This is a genomic window from Methylomonas sp. DH-1, assembly GCF_046097555.1.
In the GTDB taxonomy this organism is placed as follows: domain Bacteria; phylum Pseudomonadota; class Gammaproteobacteria; order Methylococcales; family Methylomonadaceae; genus Methylomonas; species Methylomonas koyamae.
This window is the reverse complement of sequence record NZ_CP143089.1, coordinates 2,695,717-2,717,260: the sequence shown is the minus strand read 5'-3', so window position 1 is coordinate 2,717,260 and position 21,544 is coordinate 2,695,717. Positions and strand designations below refer to the sequence as shown.

11 protein-coding genes, 1 tRNA gene and 1 CRISPR repeat array are annotated in these 21,544 nt (G+C 57.5%); of the genes, 7 read left to right on the top strand and 5 right to left on the bottom strand.

What is annotated here, in order from left to right:
• Positions 1 to 424: 424 nt before the first annotated feature.
• The gene (locus VXJ35_RS12395) at positions 425 to 1,441 is read right to left on the bottom strand and encodes an IS5 family transposase (protein WP_408953948.1); all 1,017 of its coding nucleotides are present in this window, start codon (positions 1,439 to 1,441) and stop codon (positions 425 to 427) included.
• On the opposite strand from VXJ35_RS12395, the gene VXJ35_RS12390 reads away from it, so the two are divergent.
• Positions 1,440 to 2,666: an IS256 family transposase gene (locus VXJ35_RS12390; protein WP_064021795.1), complete on the top strand. Its 1,227-nt coding sequence runs from the start codon at positions 1,440 to 1,442 to the stop codon at positions 2,664 to 2,666. The two genes, VXJ35_RS12395 and VXJ35_RS12390, sit on opposite strands and share 2 nt — an antisense overlap.
• Before the next feature lie 242 nt (positions 2,667 to 2,908).
• Positions 2,909 to 4,003, top strand: a complete 1,095-nt coding sequence (locus VXJ35_RS12385; RefSeq protein ID WP_064021794.1) for a DUF429 domain-containing protein — start codon at positions 2,909 to 2,911, stop codon at positions 4,001 to 4,003.
• A 170-nt stretch (positions 4,004 to 4,173) separates the two neighbouring features.
• Here VXJ35_RS12385 and VXJ35_RS12380 read toward each other — a convergent pair whose 3' ends face one another.
• Together VXJ35_RS12380 and VXJ35_RS12375 are read right to left on the bottom strand one after the other, a co-directional pair.
• A complete protein-coding gene (locus VXJ35_RS12380; protein ID WP_064021793.1) occupies positions 4,174 to 5,448 on the bottom strand; it encodes a DUF6538 domain-containing protein in 1,275 nt (424 codons plus the stop codon).
• Positions 5,449 to 5,542: 94 nt separating this feature from the next.
• A tRNA-Ser gene (locus tag VXJ35_RS12375) sits at positions 5,543 to 5,630 on the bottom strand.
• Between the two features lie 280 nt (positions 5,631 to 5,910).
• Between VXJ35_RS12375 and VXJ35_RS12370 the strand changes: the two genes are divergently transcribed.
• The 5 genes from VXJ35_RS12370 to VXJ35_RS12350 are packed head-to-tail and all read left to right on the top strand — an operon-like array spanning position 5,911 to position 15,422.
• A complete protein-coding gene (locus tag VXJ35_RS12370) occupies positions 5,911 to 6,324 on the top strand; it encodes a response regulator (RefSeq protein ID WP_064021792.1) in 414 nt (137 codons plus the stop codon).
• A gap of 45 nt (positions 6,325 to 6,369) precedes the next feature.
• Positions 6,370 to 8,394, top strand: coding sequence for an EAL domain-containing protein (locus VXJ35_RS12365; protein ID WP_064021791.1), 2,025 nt, complete (start codon positions 6,370 to 6,372; stop codon positions 8,392 to 8,394).
• A 56-nt stretch (positions 8,395 to 8,450) separates the two neighbouring features.
• Complete coding sequence (locus VXJ35_RS12360) at positions 8,451 to 11,387, top strand: TonB-dependent receptor (protein WP_082880902.1); 2,937 nt, start codon at positions 8,451 to 8,453, stop codon at positions 11,385 to 11,387.
• The gene (locus VXJ35_RS12355) at positions 11,387 to 11,920 is read left to right on the top strand and encodes a YfiR family protein (protein ID WP_064021790.1); all 534 of its coding nucleotides are present in this window, start codon (positions 11,387 to 11,389) and stop codon (positions 11,918 to 11,920) included. Before VXJ35_RS12360 ends, VXJ35_RS12355 begins: the two co-directional genes overlap by 1 nt.
• Positions 11,921 to 11,939: 19 nt before the next feature.
• Positions 11,940 to 15,422 (top strand): response regulator, encoded by a 3,483-nt coding sequence (locus tag VXJ35_RS12350; RefSeq protein ID WP_064021789.1) that lies wholly within the window; start codon positions 11,940 to 11,942, stop codon positions 15,420 to 15,422.
• 96 nt (positions 15,423 to 15,518) lie between these two features.
• A CRISPR array of direct repeats spans positions 15,519 to 19,091; the repeat unit is 36 nt; unit sequence GCTTCAATGAGGCCCCGGCGGGAGGCCGGGGAATGC.
• Between the two features lie 433 nt (positions 19,092 to 19,524).
• Here the strand turns inward: VXJ35_RS12350 and cas2 are convergent.
• Positions 19,525 to 19,821 carry a CRISPR-associated endonuclease Cas2 gene (cas2, locus tag VXJ35_RS12345; RefSeq protein ID WP_064021788.1) on the bottom strand — a complete coding sequence of 99 codons (297 nt, stop codon included), beginning with the start codon at positions 19,819 to 19,821 and terminating at the stop codon, positions 19,525 to 19,527.
• Entirely contained in the window at positions 19,821 to 21,542 is a 1,722-nt protein-coding gene (locus tag VXJ35_RS12340) for a CRISPR-associated endonuclease Cas4/Cas1 (RefSeq protein WP_064021787.1), read from the bottom strand. Before VXJ35_RS12340 ends, cas2 begins: the two co-directional genes overlap by 1 nt.
• Positions 21,543 to 21,544: the final 2 nt, after the last annotated feature.

Genomic DNA, 21,544 nt, shown 5'->3' with positions numbered 1-21,544 from the left:
GATTGACTTGATACAAAGACTCTCACTTGTTTTTTAAAAGAGCTAAAAAATCAATTGGTTGTGAGCGAAAACGATTTGATTGAGGACGACGAGCTAGATCAGCTTCTGGCTGAGCTAGAAGATAGCGGCCTTCGGCCATCACCTTCTCCGTAGCCTGAAATGCTGCGGCATAGCGTAGCTCTCAAGCACTTTAAGTGTAAATGGTAAGGTAAGGAATGATCGGATGATTTCCGAATGCACCTGCGAATCATTGCAGGCATTAATTTCAATAAGAGCCGTTTAAGGCTTAAAAATAAGTTATGGCATAAGGGAGCCTCTAAAAATCCACGATTAATCAGATTCGGGGCGTAAAACGCGCTCGAAAGCTGACATTTCCAAGCGGACTACCTTCAACTCGAAGCCTTTTCAGCTCCGATGGGCGGCATCAAGACGCAGCTACCCTGCGAATGGCGCAAAAACGTCGCATGTTGTACACCAGATTCATGAAGCCGATACGTACTTCGGCGCGGGCTAGGCCAATGCAACGGATCGCCTTACCGCCCCATTGCGCCATCCAGGCAAACACGTGCTCGACCCGGCAACGGGTTTTGGAGCGGGTACTGTTGCCTTGTTTTTCCCGGTCAGTCAGCGGTTTGCCGCGCACCCCTTTGCGGTGAATCCGGCTGCGGTAGCCTTGGACTTTTAACAGTTCTTCCACCGCTTCGGAACGATAGGCACTGTCGGCCCACACATCCCGGCTGGTGTTGCCGCTATCAAGCAAGCCGTTCAGGGCTTGGGAGTCGTGGATGCTGGCATCGGTGACCGTGTATTTGCGCACTAACTTGTGGGCATTATCAACGTTGACGTGGTTCTTATAGCCGTAATAGCTCTTGTCGCCTTTCTTAGTCCAGCGTGCATCGGTATCCTTCTGGCGACGTTTGGCGGCTGACCAGTCCTCGACGGTTTCGCCAGCTTTAATCCGGGCGTTCTCGTCCGGGGTATTACGCTGCACCGGCGCCTTGACGAAGCTGGCGTCAATCAGCTGGCCCTTGCGGGCAATCAGGCCGGCGCGATCCAATTGCCGGTTGAATTCGTTGAACAAGGTTTCGGTCAATTTCAACTCCTTGAGCGACTCGCGAAACAGCCAGAAACTGTTGCGATCCGGCGCGTGCTTGGCATCCGACAAACCAATAAATCGCTGGAAACTACGCCGGTCTTCGATTTGAAACTCCAGTTGCTCGTCGCTCAGATTGTAGAGGCTGGCGATGACCAACGCTTTGAACATCAACACCCCATCCCAAGGCTTACGCCCGGCAGACGATTTGCGGACTTTGTGACGCACTTGATCCAGCAACGGACGGAACGCTTCCCAATCCACTTGCGTCTCTAATTCGAGGGTGTAAGAATTTTTGTGTAAACGGCCATTAGGCAGGAAACTGCCCTTACTTTGAGGAGTAACTATGACCTTACCAAAATCCATCCCAACCGAACTGATCGACAGCTTGCTGTCAGGCTATCAAAAACCCGAAGACCTGTTGGGTGAAAACGGTCTTCTGAAACAACTGACCAAGGCCCTGGTGGAGCGGGCTTTAGAAGCTGAAATGACCGAACATCTCGGTCATGGCAAGCATGAAGCTGTCGGCAATCCTACCGGCAACACCCGCAATGGCAAGAGCCGGAAAACCCTGAAAGGCGACTTTGGCGAGTTGCCGATTGAGATTCCTCGGGATCGTCATGGCCACTTTGAGCCGCAAATCATTGGCAAACACCAATCCCGTTGGACGGGCTTTGACGACAAGATCATTTCGCTCTATGCCCGAGGTCTGACGGTCAGGGAAATCCAGAGCCATCTGGAAGAACTGTATGGCACTGAAGTTTCACCCACCTTGATCTCCTCGGTGACAGATGGGGTGATAGAAGAAGTCAAAGCCTGGCAATTGCGGCCGCTTGATCCGGTTTACCCCATCGTTTATCTCGATTGTATCCACGTCAAAGTGCGCGATACCGGTGCCGTGCGCGTCAAGGCCGTTTATCTGGCCATTGGGATTAACCTGCAAGGAGAGAAGGAAGTGCTGGGCTTATGGATCGCCCAAACCGAAGGGGCCAAGTTTTGGTTACAGGTCGTGACAGACCTGAAGAATCGCGGCGTGCAAGACATCTTCATTGCCTGTGTCGATGGCTTGAAAGGCTTTCCCGAAGCGATTGAAACCGTCTATCCACAGGCTGCCGTCCAACTGTGTATCGTCCACCTAGTCCGCAACAGCCTGAACTATGTCAGTTGGAAAATGCGCAAACAGATCGCCGGCGATCTCAAGCGAATATACCAATCAGCCAGCGTCGTTGAAGCAGAGCAACGACTGGCTGAGTTCGAGACGCAGTGGAACGAGGCCTACCCACCGATTGGCCAGATTTGGAGACGGAATTGGGATAGGATTATCCCTTTTTTCGACTATCCAACTGAAATACGTCGCATCATTTACACGACCAATGCCATCGAGTCCGTGAATATGAGTCTGCGGAAAATCACCAAAAATCGCGGCTCATTTCCCAGTGATGAAGCCTTGTCGAAATTGTTCTATTTAGCCCTGATGAATATCAGTAAAAAATGGACCATGCCGTTGCATGACTGGAAAGCTGCTTTGAATCGGTTTAGCATTCAGTTTGAAGACAGGATGTCCAATCGATAATTAAATCCCGTTTACACAAAATTCAGGACCCCCTCTAAAGATACTCGGTTATTACAAAGAATCTGCTGGGTTTCGCGTTGCTCAGTCCAGAATAGGGCCTGACAGGTTGGTGAAAAACTCTTTTTTACCACCAATCAAGCCTATATTTGGTGTCGACAATTTGGTTTTTACACTATAAAGGCCTGCTCCATCTGAATTAGTGACCAGAATATGGTTTTTCACCAACCTGCTAAGTTGTCATCATGAAATTCGTCGGTATTGACCTTACCTCTGCATTTTCGGCATCACCGCGTCCCATCGACGTTGCAGTGCTCGATGATCAGCTAAACGCGAGATTCTTGGCTGTGGCGTGGCCGAAGGCTGGTGCGGTAATCGACCGCAATCCGAATTTCTTAACCGAAATGCTTCAGAAAGAAGTTCCAGTCAAGTCGAGTGAGCGGATGATTCTTGCCATCGACGGGCCCCAGGGCTTGGCCGCGGTTGGGAACTCCATGCGCGCCTGCGAGCGAATCCTGGGAACGCCAGGGCGTACCCCGAGCACCTTATCCCCCGCAGAAGAAACTGGAGCGCCGTTTCAGGGCTACATCCGCAGCAGCATCGACCTCTTTGCTGGTCTCGCCGAGGCATCTCCAAATTGGCAGTTGTCAGGGCTAAACGGTGTTGGTAACTTTGAAGCCGGGCTATGGGAGGTTTTCCCTGGGGCAGAGTGGGGCGTTCTAGCAAAGCGACGGCTTCCATTGAAGACAACAATCGCGGGCCGAAAAGCACGACGGGATCTGTTCGAAGCACTCCGAGTCAAGTTTACGAGTCAAGCTCTTCCGACGCCCGCTCAGAACGATGCGCTTGTCGGGGCATATTTGGCTTGGTGCGTCCACAATCGAGCATCGTCTATTGAGTTTGTGGGAGTGGCTCCGGAGGTTACCAATGGGGAATTCCGCGAAGGATTCATTCTCCATGCAGGCAGCGCTCTCGGAGTTAATTTGTCGGCCACCGAGTCGGCAGTAGCATCAAGTGCTGGTGCTCTGGAAATGCCGCCAGAAGTCGCGAGGGACTGGAACGACGACCAGGCCTTACTGCTGATGCTAACTGATTATGGCCTGGTGCACGGCACAGAGCGTGAAAACGCATGGCTAATTCCCGGTCGGAACTATACCCTCGAAACGACGTCGCCACACGATTCGTTGCGAATCCAACTGGTCCACGCCGCTACTTTTTCGGGTGGTCAAGGCTGGCGCGTTTATCCTACCACCCGCAACATCTTGGCTCAACTTGGTTATCCAGCTCCACGGCACCTGAAACGTGAGTACGCCGTGACCTTGCGGGTTGTCATGGTCTAACTTCAAAAGACTGGCTCAGGCATTAGGTCGGCAAAGCGACAATCCATAATCGAACTTTTCTACAGTCTCTTTCAGTTCTGCAATGTTGTCGGCAATTCCGCGTGTCCAGTCGCCTCGCGCAACTTCCGAAACCTTGCCGAAACCTTCGACCTCGCCAACCTCATGCCCAGTTATGGCAAAGACGCCCTGAATTTTGTGGCGCATGGCGTGGGTAATGAAAGTGTGCCGGAATGCGTGAAAACCGGATAATCGCTCGCCTTCCGTATCATCCCGAAGGCCAATGCCTTCCAGATAACGCACAAACCACTTGGCGGCGTTCGCCGATGCCTTGCCTCCTCTTGGTTGCCATGCGGGGAAAATGATCTTGCTGTCTGTGCGCTTGATCCGTTCGCGTAGTTCAGAAAGCCCAATTCGATCAACTTGGAATGGATCGGCACAACGCGCTTTGATGAATTCGTTTTGATGGACTTGTCGACACCTTCGGCAGTTGCGCTCTCGTCGGTAATCAATAAGTAATGAATCCCGGTGGCCAAATCCTGTTTTATGTCTTCAGCGGGGTTTAGTTGGCAAAGTTCATTAATTCTGGCGCCGGTATAGAGCCCAAGTGCCGGTAACCAAAAATAATGCTCTGTTTCCAGATTCGTGGCGTATTGTCGCATTTTGGGATTATTGAACAGCTTTTGCAGCTCTGCAGATGTGGCGGCGCGCTGCTTGTTGATGCCGTCGATACGGTCGCCGCGGTAAATGGCCCCGTCAACGCGTAGAGATGGAAAACCCTGGTCTCTGTAATTCGTTTGAGCCCAACTGATAAAGATGCTCAAGCATGCCTTATAGGTGCTTTCAAACGTGCCGGCGGCAATGCAGCGCTGGCCTTCATTCGCAGCAATTATTTCTCGGATAGTCATGTTCGCAAACGCTTTTTGCTTACGCTTAACCGGTAGCTTCTGGACATTGTCAAAAAAGCCATTCAAATCAGCTTGCAAGATTTGATTTATGGGCTTGTTCGTTATCAGTTCAATCAATAACGGTAAGGTTGCCGAAAGCTTGGTGAAGGTTGCTTTGTTGTTTTGGTCGTATCGATTCAGAAAGTCGTCAACGACGACGGACAGTAACGGGGCTTGTCGTGTTTCTGGTGATGGGGCTGACTTGGGATGATGATCGGCAGGTAGTTCCTGTGTGCGGATATCCTGAATTGTTTCGCTAGACGTTAATTTCAACGGACCAAAACGAATTGCTGAACTTGTCTTGCCGGTTTTGAGATCATGCAATAGCGTTTTGAAATGCGCCGCAAGCTTAAGCGCTCTTCGCGCGGCTTCGTCGCTGTCTTGAGTTCTGAGGCTTTGGAAAATCTTGCGAGTTTTGATGATTTCGCGAAGATCGGCAGGAACGCCGAGGCGGAAATAAAAGACGTTTTTTCGTCTTACGAGGTATGGAATTTTTGCCATAACAACAGCCCCTTTGTAGCACGGTTTTGTAGCAAAAGCCGTTTCTACTCAGGGGTTATTGTTATTAATCTTTGAAAAACAAAGACTTATGTTTTGGCGGAGAAAGAGGGATTCGAACCCTCGATACGTTTCCGTATACACACTTTCCAGGCGTGCGCCTTCGACCGCTCGGCCATCTCTCCTAAATTGTTACCAGCTACATCGTTACCGGAAGCGGTTTTCGCTTTGGCATGCTGCTTGCTGATCTAAGCCGCATAGAATAATTCAAACGTTGCCTAATTGCAATCGACGCTTTTTACTCGGGATGCAATCTCGAAGCGGTCAGTTGGGGAAGCAATCGGGCCGTCCGGCCTCGCAAGCGCATTCTATTGCGGCTCTGCGGAATATTGGCTAATCTTGTTTTACGCTTCCGCCGGTTTTAAGGGGGCCGCACTTGCTCAGCCGAAACGAATCACACCTTCAATGGCCGATACCCATCCCGATAAAGCCAGAATTTTGATCGTCGACGACGTTCACGAAAATCTGCATACCTTGCTCAACATCCTGCGCGGAAAATATGCGATCCAGGCGGCGACCAGCGGCGGTAAGGCGTTGGAAATCGCCGGCCATACGCCGCCCGATTTGATTCTGCTCGATATTATGATGCCGGAAATGGACGGCTACGAAGTGTTGAAACGCTTGCGCAACCAAACCGCCACTGCCGATATCCCGGTAATTTTCGTGACGGCCGCCGGCGAAAATCAGGACGCAGCCCAAGGCTACGCAATCGGCGCCGCCGATTACGTCGCCAAACCGGTAGTCGCCGATATATTGCTGGCGCGGGTTGGCGTGCATTTGGAGCTGGCGGCCTATCGGAAACGGTACGGGCGACTATAACCAGCGGTTTCTACCCTCGACCAACCCTATCCCGATTTCAGACCGATGAGCAGAGACGACAGCGCAGTGCCGAGCGGCAGGCCGACCATTTTGGTCGTAGACGATTTGCCGGAAAATATCCACGGTCTTCTCGAAGCCTTGAAAGACGACTACAGCATTTTGGTGGCGACCGACGGTCCGAAAGCCGTGGAATTGGCGCAAGGGCCGACGCCGCCGGATCTGGTGCTGCTCGACGTGAAAATGCCCGGAATGGACGGATACGAGGTGTGCCGGCGGCTGAAAAGCAGCCCGAAGACCTGCAATATTCCGATTCTGTTCGTGACCATCGTCGACGCCTCCGGCGAAAAGATTCGCGGTTTTTCGCTCGGCGCCGCCGATTTCATCACCAAACCCTTCGATATCGACGAAGTCCGCGCCAGAGTCAAAACCCATCTCGAACTCGGCCGCTTGCGCCGGGTGTTGGAAGGCCGGGTGGAGCGGCTCAACGAATACAAGCACGCGGCGGACGTTTCCAATATTGTCTCCAGAACCGATCCCGCCGGCGTCATTACCTACGTCAACGATGCCTTCGTCGATACCTACGGTTATGCCCGCGAGGAACTGATCGGTAACACCCACCGTGTGATCGGCGATCCGAGCACGCCGCCGGGCCTGATCCGGGAAATGTGGAGCACGATTCTATCCGGGGCGACATGGCGCGGTACCTACAGCAATCTGAGCAAATCCGGCGAGGAAGTCTACGTCAACAACACCATCGTGCCGATTCTGAACGCCGACGGCAGCATTCGCGAATTCATCTCCACCAGCGTCAATGTCACTTATCTGATCAAACAGGAAGAGTTGATCCGTCAACAAACTACCGATGCCCTGACCGGCCTGCCGAACCGGGTCAAATTGATGCAGGATTTGGGCAAAGCCTCCAGCCGGGCCATGCTCGGCATGATTAATATCGACCAATTCAAGGCAATCAACGATTTTTACGGCCTGTGCAACGGCGACAAAGTGTTGCTGGAAATCGGCGATCGCCTGCAAAAAATGGCGGCCGGGCGCGCCTCGGCCTACCGGATCGGCGGCGACCTGTTCGCGCTGTTTTCCGATAACCAGGGCGACGTCGGCGGCTTCGAAAGTTCGATCGCCAGCATCGTCAACCAACTGGAATCGGTGGCCGTCGATTGCGGCGACGACAAAATCAATATCCGCGTTACCGCCGGTATTTGTTTCGGCCGCGACAACGCCTACACCCATGCCGCGTTGGCCTTGGAGCGGGCGCGGATCGAGCGCCGCGATTATTTGGTTTATACCGACCAAATGGAGATCAAGTCGCATTACAAGGACAATATCCGCTGGAGCCAGAAAATCCGTAACGCCTTGAACGACGGCCGCATCGTGCCGTTTTTCCAGCCCATCGTCGACAACCGTAGCGGAAAGGTCTGCAAGCACGAGGCCTTGATGCGGATGATAGACGAGGACGGCGATGTGATCGCGCCGACCTTTTTGCGGGCGGCCAAATTGTCCCGGCAATACGCGGCATTGACCAAAGCCATCTTCGAGCAGGCGGTGGCGGTTTTGGCCGAGTGCGCCGGCGAGGTTACCATCAACCTGACCGTGGAAGACATTCTGGACAGCAACACGGTGGCCTTCATCGACCAAAAACTGGCGCAACCCGGCATCGGCCCGCGGGTGGTTTTGGAGATTACCGAAACCGAAGGTATCGAGAATTACGAGGAAGTCCGCTTGTTCGTCGACCGGATGAAAGGTTACGGCTGCAAATTTGCGATCGACGATTTCGGCAGCGGCTATTCCAATTTCGTGCACTTGCTGCGCTTGAAAATCGATTATTTGAAAATCGACGGCTCCATCATCATGAACATCATCGACGATCCGGATTCGGAGGCCATAGCTCAAGTCATCGTCGATGCCGCCCGCCGTTTGGGAATGCGTACGGTGGCGGAATACGTCGGCAGCGCCGATATCCAAATCAAAGCCAAGCAACTCGGCATCGACTTCTCGCAAGGGTATTACCTCGGCAAACCCTTGCCCAAGCCCTTATCCGTCGGAGATGCGGGCTAAGGTCGCAGCGGTCGGCGCACGATTTTCGGCCGGCGCCGCCTAAACCGGACCGCACGATGCCGCGGCTACTGCACTGGTTAACCATGGCAACCTTATGCGGCGGATGGCTTTGCCCGCCGGCCCGCGCCGACATCAGCGCGGCGATGGTTCGCGGCCAAGTCCGGCTCGGCGCCGGCAGCGACCAAGCCGGCATCCAAATCATTGCCACCCACCTGCAACGCGGCTTCTCGACCCGCACCTTCTCCCGCGCAGACGGCTCCTATGTGCTGATGGCCTTGAAACCGGGCCGCTACCGGCTTTCGGTGCTGGCCCCAGACGGCCGGAAAGCCGAGCAGGAATTGACGCTACAGGTCGGCCAGACCGCCTTGCTCGACATTTCGCTCGATCCGAAACCCGATGTAGCCACTGCGGACGGCAATCCGGCCGAACAAAATTCGTCGGAACTGGCGACCTACCTGACGCCGGAGCAAATGCAGCGCTTGCCGCAAGTCAACCGCAATTTCCTGAATTACGCCGACCTCGCTCCCGGAGTCAACGTCGTCAACGGCGAGGAGGGCGCTACCCGCTTGCAAAGCGGAGGCCAGCGGCCGGACAGCGTCAATCTGTTCATCGACGGCGTCAGCCAAAAGAACTATGTGGTACGCGGCGGCGTGGCCGGCCAGGACTCCAGCAAAGGCAACGTGTTTCCGGAATCGGCCGTGGCCGAATACAAGGTCATCAGCCAGAACTACAAAGCCGAGTTCGACCAGGTCGCCGCCGCGGCGGTCTCGGTCCAAACCAAGTCCGGCGGCAACCGGTTCCAAGGCGAAGCCTTTTACGACCATACCAACCAGGATTTGCGGGCGGCCACCCCCAGCGAACAGCTCGCCGGCAAGCGCGACACCGAACAGGCCCAATACGGCGTGACCTTGAGCGGGCCCATCGTCCGGGACGTTGCCCATTTCTTCATGGCCTACGAACGCAAGGTCAACGACGACTTCGCCAACGTCGCCGCCGGCGACGGCGGTTCGGTCCCGGCCGCTTACCGGCCGTTGCTGGGCGCATTCAACCGGCCGTTCGAGCAGGACTTGTTTTTCGGCAAATTGGATTGGGCGATCGGCGCCAGGCATCTGCTGGAGGCCTCGTTCAAATTCCGCGACGAAACCGAAAGCTTGGGAATAGGCGGCATCAATGCCCGCACCTATGCGCTGGAAAAAGGCAACAGCGAGCACAGGCTGGACTTCAAATACCAGTACAGCGCCGAACATTGGGTCAACGAGGCCCGTTTTACCTACGAGGACGCCAACTGGCAGCAAACGCCGGCCGAAAACGCGCCCGGCGTCTTATTGCAGCGTTTGGACGGCAGCCTGAGCGGCAACACGCTGGCTAGCCGCTCGGTGTTAAACGCCGGCGGCAGCACCAATTACCAACAGAAGGGCCAGAACGGACCGGGCCTGCAAGACGATTTGACCTTCAGCGATTTGCACTGGTACGGCGAGCACGTCGCTAAAGTCGGCGTCAAACTGAAGCGGATCGAACTGAACGCGTTGGAACGCGATCCCTATCATCCGCAATTCAGTTTCAACTTGAATAATCCGGCCGGCACTCCGTACCGGGTGCGTTGGGCCTCGGCGCTGGCCGGGGCCGGCGACGGCAGCACCGCCAGCGACGTTAGCCAGTTCGGCGTATATTTGCAAGACGACTGGCAGGTGGACAAACACCTCAGTTTGAATCTGGGCCTGCGCTGGGATTACGAATACAACCCCGGTTATCTGAATTTTGTCACGCCGGCCGACGTGGCAGGGGCTTTGCGCGGCTGGAGCAATCTGCAGAACGGCAACGCCGGTTACGACATCGAAAATTTCATCAGCAGCGGCAATAACCGCAGTGCCGACAGCAACAATATCGCGCCGCGGCTGGGGTTTGCCTACGATTTGCTGGCCGACCAGCGCCACGTCGTATTCGGCGGCTTTGCCCGCGCTTACGACCGCAATATCTACGACGTGTTGCAACTGGAGCAAACCAAGGGCACTTATCCCAGCTACAGCGTCAACTTTCTGGGCGACCCGAACTACGATTGCGCCGCAGCAGCCGACTGCATCGCCTGGGCGCCGGAATACCTGAATTACTCGCCGGCGCAGTTGACGGCGCTGACCGGAGCGCAGCCGGGAACCAGCCGCGAAATCAATTTGATCCGCAACAACTTGAAAACGCCGTTCTCGGACCAGTTCAGCCTGGGCATGCGCAACCGGATCGGCAACTGGTTCACCGAAATCGCTTTTTCGCACGTGGTTAGCTACAACGGCTTGGTCGGCCTGTTGGGCGGCCGCAATGCCGACGGCAGCTTCTACCCGCCGGGCTCGGCTTTCGGCGGTACCTTCCAGGCCTTGCCGGGTTACGGCCAACTGATTCTGTTCGATAACGGCGTGCAGACCAAAACCAATTCGATCTTCCTGAAAGCCGAGAAACCCTACGACCGCGATAGCGGTTGGGGCATGACCTTTGCCTATACCTTTACCGATTCGGAAGAGAACAAACCGCAATCGTTTGCCGACAACAGCAGCTATTTGTTCGAATATCCCAATACCCATAGCGTCGGCTGGCTGGACACCGCCGGCGTGCGCAAACATAAAATCGTCGCCAGCGGCAGCGTCGATTTGCCTTGGGACCTGATTTTCTCCACCAAGCTGACCCTGGCCACGCCGGAAACCCGCTCCGGCGTCAATTGCAACGGCGGCGGCTGCCGCTTCGATACCTTCGCGCCGCGCGGCGAAGATTTCATTTTTCCCGGCAATTGGTGGGGTTACCGCCAAGTCGATGTCGCTTTGATCAAAAGTTTCGATACGCCGCACGACACGCGGATGAAACTGCGCCTGGATGTGTTGAATTTGTTCGATTTCAAAAACTACGCGGGATTTAACTCGGATTTTGCATCGCCGAATTTCGGCTCGCCGCTCGGCACCTTGGCCGGGCCGGGCCTGACGCTGAAGCTAACCGCGCGGTTGGAGTTTTGATGGCCGATTTCGCATCGATACCGCGGCGACGTTGCCGAGCGCCGGTCCGGCTGCTGGGATTGCTGCTCGGCTTGCTGCTGCAGCCCGGCCATGCCGACGATGCGGCAGAGGCCAATACCAAGGCGAACTACCTATACAACTTTACCAAGTTCGTCGAATGGCCGACGGCGGCCGACACGCTGCACATCTGCGTGGTCGGCTCCGAAGCGGTGGTTAATATCTTGAGCGACCTGGCCAGCCGCGACACCAAGGGCCGCCTGCTGCAAATCTGGTCGGGAGTCGACGACCCGCACGTCTGCCAGATTTTGTACGTCGAGCGGACCATTGCGGAATTGCCGGCGCTGATGCGCGAGGTCAGCGGCGCGCCGGTGCTGACGGTCAGCGACGCCGACGGCTTTGCCGAACAGGGCGGTGCCGTCGGTTTTTACCGCGAACAAGGCCAAGTCAAGCTCAGCGTCAATCCGGAAGCGGTGCGCAAAGCCCAATTGAAAATCAATGCCTTACTGATGGAAATAGCCCGTATCGTCCGCTGATGCTTGCGAGAAACTTGCCATGACCCATGCCAAACGCGATATGAACATTAAAACCAAGTTGGTGCTGATCATGCTGGCGACCAGTTGCGTGGCCTTGGTATTGGCCGGCGCCGGTTTTATCGCTTACGAACACATCCGGGTCAAATCCGACATGGACCGCGATATACGCTCGTTGGCGCGCATCGTCGCCAACCGCAGCACCGTAGCGCTGTCGTTTAACGACAGCGGCGTCGCTGCCGGTACTCTGGCCGCGCTCAGCATGAAAAGCAGCATCGTCTCCGCCTGCATTTACGACCGCAACGACCATTTGTTCGCCGAATACCGCCGCGAGGAGGCCTGTCCGCCGTTATATCCGGGCTTGCTGGGCGAGGGCGGCGTCGTGGTTTACGAACGCTACAGCAACGTCGGCGAAGACATCCTGTTGGATGGCCAGGTGCTCGGTAAAGTCTGGATCAAAGCCAGCCTGAACGAACTGATCGGCTTGTGGCGCCAATTCCTGCTGGCGGCGGCGGCCATCATCGCCTTGTCGGCGACGATAGCGTTGTTATTGGCTTCCCGCTTGCAACGGCTGGTGTCGGTGCCGTTGATGCAACTGAAAAAAACCGTCGAAACCATCAACAGCCAGAAAAACTACACGTTGCGCGCCGCCGTGGACAGCGACGACGAATTCGGTGCGTTGAACCGCGCCTTCAACACCATGATTGCCACCATCGAGGCCCGCGACCGGGAGTTGTTGGCCGCCAACCGGCAACTGGCCGAAAACGAAAAACAATTGGCCGGCATCAACGAAGCGTTGGAAGAACGGGTGGCGGCGCGCACCGCCGAGTTGGCCGACAGCAACGCCAAATTGGCGCACAACAGCGTGATCCTGGCGACGGTATTGGACAGCATGTCGCAGGGTTTGATCGCATTCGACGGCAAGCTGAAATTGCTGGTCTGGAACAAAAAACTCAGCGAAGTGCGCGGTTATCCGCCCGCTATGTTGCAGGCCGGGCGCGACCATGCCGAATTCGTCCGCTTCGATCTGGACCACGACACCCTGCGCTTCAAAAACCCGGACGGCGCCCTTAACCAATTGTTCGCGCAGATTACCCGGTTTCAGCCGCACCGTTTCACCCGCATCCGGCTCGACGGCCGCGTCATCGAAATCGCCGGCGGCCCCATCGCCGACGGCGGCTTCGTCAGTACTTACGAAGACGTCACGTTGCGGATTCAGGCCGAAGCGGCGTTGAAAGAGGCCCGCGACGCCGCCGAGTCTGCCACCCAGACCAAAAGCCAGTTTCTGGCCAACATGTCGCACGAGATTCGCACGCCGATGAACGGCGTGTTGGGCATGCTGCACCTGGCGCTGCAGACCGATTTGAACGCGTCGCAGCGCAACTATCTGGCCAAGGCGCACAGCTCGGCGCGGGCCTTGCTTGGAATTTTGAACGATATTCTGGATTTCTCGAAAATCGAAGCCGGCAAACTGGTACTGGAAAGCATCGAATTCCACTTCGACAGCGTCGTCGAACAACTGGCCGACATGATCGGTTACCAGGCCGGCTTGAAGGGTATCGAATTTTTGATTCGCCACGATCCGCAAATCCCGCCGATCCTGGTCGGCGATCCGCTGCGCTTCGGCCAGATCTTGACCAACCTGTGCGGCAACGCCTTGAAGTTCACCGAAACCGGCGAACTGGAACTGGCGTTTCGATGCACGGCCCAAACCGAGCAAAGCATCGACTTGCGGATCGCGGTACGCGACACCGGCATCGGCATGTCCGCTGCCGACAAAGACAAATTGTTCAAGGAATTTACCCAGGCCGACCAGGGTACCAGCCGCCGCTTCGGCGGCACCGGGCTGGGTTTGGCCATCTGTAAAACCCTGGTGGAAATGATGCAGGGCCGGATCTGGATCGAACATTCCGAACCGGGCAAAGGCACCACATTCTGTTTTACCGTGCAATTGGGCGTCGCCGGCGAAACGTTGGTGCGCCAGCAAGCGATGGAGCGCAGCATCGGCGCGTTATTGGCCGATGTCCGCGTGCTGGTGGTGGACGACAACGCCGCCTCGCGGGAAATCATCGCCGACATGTTGCGGCCGTTTCATTTGCGCATCGATAGCGCCGCCAGTGCCGCTGCCGCATTGAACCGGATCGGCCAGGCCGGCACCGAACCCTACGACGTGGTGTTGATGGATTGGAAAATGCCCGGCATGAATGGCGACGAAGCCGTGAGCCGAATTCGGGCCGATTCCGGGCTGGTGCGGCAACCGAAAATCATCATGGTCACCGCCTACGGCAGCGAAGACGTCATGCATGCGGCCGGCCGCGCCGGCATCGACGGCTTTTTGGTCAAACCGGTATCGCCGTCCTCGCTGCTGGATGCGATCCTGTCGGCATTGGGCCGCGGCCGGGTGCAGGCCATGGCCGACAAATTCAAACAAATCGGCACCGCCAACGCCGGCAACGTCGGCCATTTGCAGGGCATCCGCCTGCTGTTGGTGGAGGACAACGAAATCAACCGCGAATTCGCGTCGGAATTGTTGCGCAGCCATGCCATGCAAGTGGACGAGGCGGTCAATGGCGAAGAAGCGGTCGCCATGGTGCAACAACAGGCTTACGATGCCGTGTTGATGGATATTCAGATGCCGGTGCTGGACGGCTTGCAGGCCAGCCGCAGGATACGGGAACTGGCGGTGGCCACCGGCGATGCCCGTTACACCAAGCTACCGATTATCGCCATGACCGCGCATGCCATGGCGCGCGATGTGGAAAAAAGTTTAGAGGCCGGAATGAACGACCATATCACCAAACCGATCGACCCTGAGCGGCTGTTGTCGGCACTGTCGACCTGGGTACCGTTGCCGCAACGCGAAGCCGGCAGCCGCCAAAGCGGCCAGCCCGATTTACCGGCCGATTTGGCGGCCTTGGCTGCCGTCGACGCCGGCCAAGGCATTCGCCGTATTGGCGGCAACACCGACGCCTACCGCAAACAATTGCAACGGTTTGCGGCCCATTACCCCGGAGCGGTAACCGAGATTCGCGGCCTGGTCGACGCCGGCGAACTGAAGGCGGCCGAAGAACGCTGCCACGCCCTGAAAGGGGTTAGCGGCAACTTGGCGGCCGTGGCGCTATTCGAAGCCGCCGCCGAGGTCGACAGCCTGCTGAAACAAAACCGATGCCCCGACCCCGGCCAATTGCAGCGAATGGACACTTTGTTGGCCGAATTGTTGGCCGAAATCGGCAATCTGCCCGCCGCCGGCCATTCCGCCGCGGCAGAGGCGAGCGTAACGGCCAAACCGCAGGCGGAAATGACCGCATTGCTGGAAAAATTGGCTGACGCCTTGGAACACGACCTGGGTGCGGCGGAGGATTTGATGGAACAAGTACGCGCAAGTCTGGCCGACAGCCATTATCAGGCTATCGTTGCCGAAATCGGCAACAAACTGGACCGCTTCGCAATCGACGAAGCCCAATCCCAACTGACCGAACTGCGCCGGCTGATCGCGCAAAGTTAGCCGGTTATTACATTGCTTTTCGTTATCGCTCCAAGAGTCTCTGGTGTGAGGCCGGGGGGGCATCGTCAACCGTGCAAGCGCAGCACTCCGAGCAATGCTTCAATGAGGCCTCGGCGGGAGGCCGGGGAATGCACCGCCACCGGCCGCTTGCAGGGCGCGAAAGAATTGGCTTCAATGAGGCCCCGGCGGGAGGCCGGGGAATGCTATCTGTCATGTAAGCCCATCGCTGGCCGTTCATTTCGCTTCAATGAGGCCCCGGCGGGAGGCCGGGGAATGCCAGCGATCGCCGCGCCAATAGCGGTGATGGCCAGCAGCTTCAATGAGGCCCCGGCGGGAGGCGGGGGAATGCCCTCTAATGCAGTTTTGCGGATAGTTTCGGCATGCATGCTTCAATGAGGCCCCGGCGGGAGGCCGGGGAATGCTCCCTGGGATTCGGAGCCGGTTTTGTACTCGCGAGCTGCTTCAATGAGGCCCCGGCGGGAGGCCGGGGAATGCTTCGTGAACTGGATCAGGGTCGAGTTAGAGCTCAAGCTTCAATGAGGCCCCGGCGGGAGGCCGGGGAATGCCGACAGAGTTAATAGAAGGATTGACCGCGCTTGGCTGCTTCAATGAGGCCCCGGCGGGAGGCCGGGGAATGCGAGCCAATTGCACGTTGCTGAGCGTAGTCGCTGAGGCTTCAATGAGGCCCCGGCGGGAGGCCGGGGAATGCGCCGGCCTTGATCGCTACCTCTTCACGACCTTCTTCGCTTCAATGAGGCCCCGGCGGGAGGCCGGGGAATGCCGATTAGCCAGCTAGAAGAGGGCGCAGACATGGCAGCTTCAATGAGGCCCCGGCGGGAGGCCGGGGAATGCCAGATTTTCACCGATGGTCTGGAATTGGTCGGAGAGCTTCAATGAGGCCCCGGCGGGAGGCCGGGGAATGCCCCGACAGCCGGCGCATGGTAGTCAGCGCCTGGAATCCGCTTCAATGAGGCCCCGGCGGGAGGCCGGGGAATGCTTAGCAATCACAGCGCAGCCAAAGCCGCGCAGTTCGCGCTTCAATGAGGCCCCGGCGGGAGGCCGGGGAATGCCGTTGTTGTCGATCGGTTCGTAGTTCAGTGCGTGCAGCTTCAATGAGGCCCCGGCGGGAGGCCGGGGAATGCGGGATCAATCAGGCGTTACGCCACCCAAGGCGTGACGCTTCAATGAGGCCCCGGCGGGAGGCCGGGGAATGCGGCCATGACACCTTGCCCGTCCTTGCCGAACCATATGCTTCAATGAGGCCCCGGCGGGAGGCCGGGGAATGCAAGCAGCGGTTTGAGTTGTTGGTTGATTCGGAAATTGCTTCAATGAGGCCCCGGCGGGAGGCCGGGGAATGCGATGTTCGAGCGGTGCGTTTACGTGCGGGACGACCATGCTTCAATGAGGCCCCGGCGGGAGGCCGGGGAATGCCATCATCAGCAAAATACAGAAAAACATTACACCCTGCTTCAATGAGGCCCCGGCGGGAGGCCGGGGAATGCAATTAATTTTATTTTTTATTGTTGGATTAGTCCATTGCTTCAATGAGGCCCCGGCGGGAGGCCGGGGAATGCCCTTTCGCCACTGGCTTCTCCCGAAATCGTCGTGATTGCTTCAATGAGGCCCCGGCGGGAGGCCGGGGAATGCCCTTTCGCCACTGGCTTCTCCCGAAATCGTCGTGATTGCTTCAATGAGGCCCCGGCGGGAGGCCGGGGAATGCTTTTTTAACCTCTTCCCACGCCATCCATCGCGGTTCGCTTCAATGAGGCCCCGGCGGGAGGCCGGGGAATGCAGCTTGACGTAACGTTTCGGCTCGCAACCGGCACGTTGCTTCAATGAGGCCCCGGCGGGAGGCCGGGGAATGCTTTGCAGTAAAACTGCTGGATTTTGATCGCATTCCAGCTTCAATGAGGCCCCGGCGGGAGGCCGGGGAATGCACCAAGCGCAGATGGCGACCTTCGAATCGTTCCACCGCTTCAATGAGGCCCCGGCGGGAGGCCGGGGAATGCTCCATGTGGGATACCTGCAATTTAGAATCGAGATTAGCTTCAATGAGGCCCCGGCGGGAGGCCGGGGAATGCTGATGTTCTGGAGGGATACGGGGCTAAGCTACATTCGCTTCAATGAGGCCCCGGCGGGAGGCCGGGGAATGCCTATACCAAGGGGGGCGGCCGTCGCCGGCGAAAGTTGCTTCAATGAGGCCCCGGCGGGAGGCCGGGGAATGCTGTCGCCCCCATATACACGCCGCACTCGGCGCGCTTGCTTCAATGAGGCCCCGGCGGGAGGCCGGGGAATGCTATACACGCCGCACTCGGCGCGCTTGGACAGGCCCCAGCTTCAATGAGGCCCCGGCGGGAGGCCGGGGAATGCGTATATGGGGGCGACAGTTGTCTGGCGTAAATGGGTGCTTCAATGAGGCCCCGGCGGGAGGCCGGGGAATGCCAGACGAATCTCACGATTCTCGGTGGTGGAAACACGTCGCTTCAATGAGGCCCCGGCGGGAGGCCGGGGAATGCATCTGGCCTTGGTCTCTATCGGCGAATTGGCGGTATTGCTTCAATGAGGCCCCGGCGGGAGGCCGGGGAATGCGCGGCTAACAAAGTCTCGGTAAAGCCGCAGGCATTGCTTCAATGAGGCCCCGGCGGGAGGCCGGGGAATGCTCGCTGCGGACATGTCCGGCGCGGTGGTGCCGCCGGTGCTTCAATGAGGCCCCGGCGGGAGGCCGGGGAATGCTCAATGCGCCTTCTACACCCTGCTGATTCCACGCAAGCTTCAATGAGGCCCCGGCGGGAGGCCGGGGAATGCTCCGAACGAAATCAGCTCGTTACAAAAAATCATGGTTGCTTCAATGAGGCCCCGGCGGGAGGCCGGGGAATGCGAATTAGCCTTTTTAATACTAAACAGGCCGCCCCAGCTTCAATGAGGCCCCGGCGGGAGGCCGGGGAATGCACGACCATAAAAAGCACCTATAACAGCGACGTGACGCTTCAATGAGGCCCCGGCGGGAGGCCGGGGAATGCCATGACCAGCGGCGAATTTATCGACCACGTCAACCGGCTTCAATGAGGCCCCGGCGGGAGGCCGGGGAATGCTTGGCGGCCAGCGCGATACCGTGCTGGTCACTTTGGCTTCAATGAGGCCCCGGCGGGAGGCCGGGGAATGCAAATTGGCCGTTGTTATCCATTGAAACGCCCCCCGTTGCTTCAATGAGGCCCCGGCGGGAGGCCGGGGAATGCCAATGCCCCAGCGTTACGATTTTGCGGAACAACCGGCTTCAATGAGGCCCCGGCGGGAGGCCGGGGAATGCGATTAGGACAAGTATCTATAGTAGAGTTAGCATTATTGCTTCAATGAGGCCCCGGCGGGAGGCCGGGGAATGCTGCGTATTGATAGCGTTGGTCGTGTGTGTGGTCACAGCTTCAATGAGGCCCCGGCGGGAGGCCGGGGAATGCCAAGGCTTTGCCGAGCCTTGAAAGAGGCTGAAGAAGCTTCAATGAGGCCCCGGCGGGAGGCCGGGGAATGCCCATGACCAAAAACCTCAATTCGTTCAAACGCCAACTGCTTCAATGAGGCCCCGGCGGGAGGCCGGGGAATGCTGGGGCCTGTCCAAGCGCGCCGAGTGCGGCGTGTATAGCTTCAATGAGGCCCCGGCGGGAGGCCGGGGAATGCAGCGCGGGCTGGAGGCCTTGATTGGCGCGGCCTGCGCGGGCCGTTTGCGAGGACTGCGTAAAACGGCCGGTCAACTTTAGCGGAAAAGCCTGCGCCGCGCCAATCCAAATAGCTAAGTTCCTGATTGTTAAAGAGCTGCCGGCTTGCGAGAGCTGCCAGACTTTTGCGCGGCACTGCAGCGCTCGCGTGGTGGCGGCAAGCACCGATTAACGTTCTCAGCCACCAGTTTAAACCGGTCAATTTTCGTTCCATTCTATTGTTGCCCTGCCAAGCTTTTGAAACATACACGGTAAACCGTAATAAAATCAGACCGTGGCGATAGGAGACAGGGCGACTGTACGCCAGACCCAACCAAACCCACGAGCCGGTTTTACAGTTTGAACCGGCCACATTTGAGTGGAGATCGGCCGACATTTTACTGATCTCCTCAACATCAGACGATCACCGGCTGCCGTTCCACCACTTCGAAATCCTTGCCCAAACTGACCACCGAGGGCTTCACCGTTTCCGCCGGCCCGACATTGATGATCAGAACATGGTCGTCGCTATGATGGATGATGCCATCCAACAGCGCGATTAATTCCGCATGGCGTTTGCGGCTGAGCCGGCATTGAAAAACCGACAGTTGCAGCCAGTCGCCGTAACCTTTCATCAGCCGAAACACCCGCCGCCAGCGTTTGGTATCGCTGATGTCGTAAGTCACGATATACAGGTGTTCGAGGGCAGCCATCAGCGGGTGGTGAAGTTGGGATATTCCGGCAATTCACCGAGCAAATAGCGGCCGAACAAGCGCGCCTGAATCTCGAACACCTGCCGATAGTTGGCCTTGTAACCGAAGATGGGATGCGTTACTTCCTGGCTTAAGCGCCGCTCGAAGGCGGTGATGAAGCGCTTGCGGCCGCCCTCGTTCAGGGCCACGCTGCCGGCGGCACAGATAAAGTCGGTGGGCCGCACTTCGCCGTTGTTGATGACTTGCAATACCGTGGAGTCGGCGATGATGGGCCGAAACGGTTCCATCAAATCCAGCGCCAGCGCGGGCCGACCGTAACGCGGCTGGTGATAAAAGCCGCGATACGGGTCCAAACCAACCGCGCTCAGATTCATGGTCCAAGTGCGGACCAGCATGGCGTAAGCAAACGACAGCAAGGCGTTGACCGGATCGGTGGGCGGACGGCGGTTGCGGGTATTAAAGTCAAAACTCATCTGTTTGCTGTCGTCCGGCTTTTTGATCAATTTATCGAACGCGCCGAAATACAAGGCCGCCGCCGCGCCTTCGATACCCAACAATTGTGGTAAATCCACAGCGCGCTGCGATTTATCGGCCAGGGATTTCAGCGGTTCCAGCAATATTTCCACCGGCTCGTCGGCGCGCCAATTGCGCCGGGCCTGGGTTCGGCAATTCTGGATTTTGGCTCGCACCAGGTTGCGGGCAATTGCCAGACAGGTTTTGTCGTCGAAACTGGCTTTATATTGGGCGGTGCGCAACTCGACATTCTTATGGCCGGTGCCGATGGTGTGGCCGACAAACCAGCCGCCGTAGCTGTGCCAACTGACCGGAATCTCCCGCTTCATCAGGTCTTGCAAACACGGCGTGGTGATGTAGACGTTGCCCATCACCACCACTTGCGAAGTGTCCACCAGCCGCGCGGTTTGGACTTTTTCGTCGTCGATGCTGATTTCCAGCTCCTCGCCCTTCTTGCCGATCTTGGCCTTCCAGGCTTGCACGTAAACCGGCAAGGCTTCGTCGCGCATCACCGCCAGCGGCCGGGGTTCCAGGTCGGCGTGGCGCAGGTAATTGACTTCGTCCGGCAGACAAATACCCACCAGCGAGCAGCCGGAACATTTAGGACTGTCCTGCAAGGGTTCCGGAATATGGCCGCCGGCGGCGATCAAGCGCAGACCGTTGATGGCATTGGCGGTGAGTTGTTTCAATTCTTCGTCGAAAGCCACCCGCACCCGCTCGCGGCTTTGCACAAAGTACAAGGCGCCCTCTTCGCAGACATAGCCATGTTCCTGCAACACCATGCCCTGCACGCAAAGCTGTACCCGCTCCGGATCGTAAGCACCGCGCGCCACGTGCGGACGTTTGCCGCGTTTGTAATCGATGGGCGTGACCACGCCGTCCTCGGCTTCGATCAAATCCAGCTTGGCGATCAACCCCAAACGGTTGGAGGACAAGGTAATCGAGCGGCCGTGCAATTTTTCCGTCTCGTCCAGTTCGTCGGCTTCCGGAAAACTTTTGGACGGCTTATCCACCCGGCGATGGGCGTGATCGCCTTCCACCGTGTCGGCCGACGCCGCCCATTCGCCCTGCACCCATTCCAGATAGGCCAGACGCGGGCAGTATTGGTATTCGTTAATCATCCGCGCCGGCAATAAAGGCATGTCGCCGGATAGTTCCGGGAAAGGTAACGGCAGTTCCAGTTGAATGGGCGGGCGTTCGTCGGACATGA

Bases quoted from the DNA above. Each gene is read 5' to 3' on its own strand.
- VXJ35_RS12340 (WP_064021787.1), bottom strand. From the start codon at position 21,542: ATGTCCGACGAACGCCCGCCCATTCAACTGGAACTGCCGTTACCTTTC.
- VXJ35_RS12350 (WP_064021789.1), top strand. From the start codon at position 11,940: ATGACCCATGCCAAACGCGATATGAACATTAAAACCAAGTTGGTGCTG.
- VXJ35_RS12355 (WP_064021790.1), top strand. From the start codon at position 11,387: ATGGCCGATTTCGCATCGATACCGCGGCGACGTTGCCGAGCGCCGGTC.
- VXJ35_RS12370 (WP_064021792.1), top strand. From the start codon at position 5,911: ATGGCCGATACCCATCCCGATAAAGCCAGAATTTTGATCGTCGACGAC.
- VXJ35_RS12360 (WP_082880902.1), top strand. From the start codon at position 8,451: ATGCCGCGGCTACTGCACTGGTTAACCATGGCAACCTTATGCGGCGGA.
- cas2 (WP_064021788.1), bottom strand. From the start codon at position 19,821: ATGGCTGCCCTCGAACACCTGTATATCGTGACTTACGACATCAGCGAT.
- VXJ35_RS12390 (WP_064021795.1), top strand. From the start codon at position 1,440: ATGACCTTACCAAAATCCATCCCAACCGAACTGATCGACAGCTTGCTG.
- VXJ35_RS12380 (WP_064021793.1), bottom strand. From the start codon at position 5,448: ATGGCAAAAATTCCATACCTCGTAAGACGAAAAAACGTCTTTTATTTC.
- VXJ35_RS12365 (WP_064021791.1), top strand. From the start codon at position 6,370: ATGAGCAGAGACGACAGCGCAGTGCCGAGCGGCAGGCCGACCATTTTG.
- VXJ35_RS12385 (WP_064021794.1), top strand. From the start codon at position 2,909: ATGAAATTCGTCGGTATTGACCTTACCTCTGCATTTTCGGCATCACCG.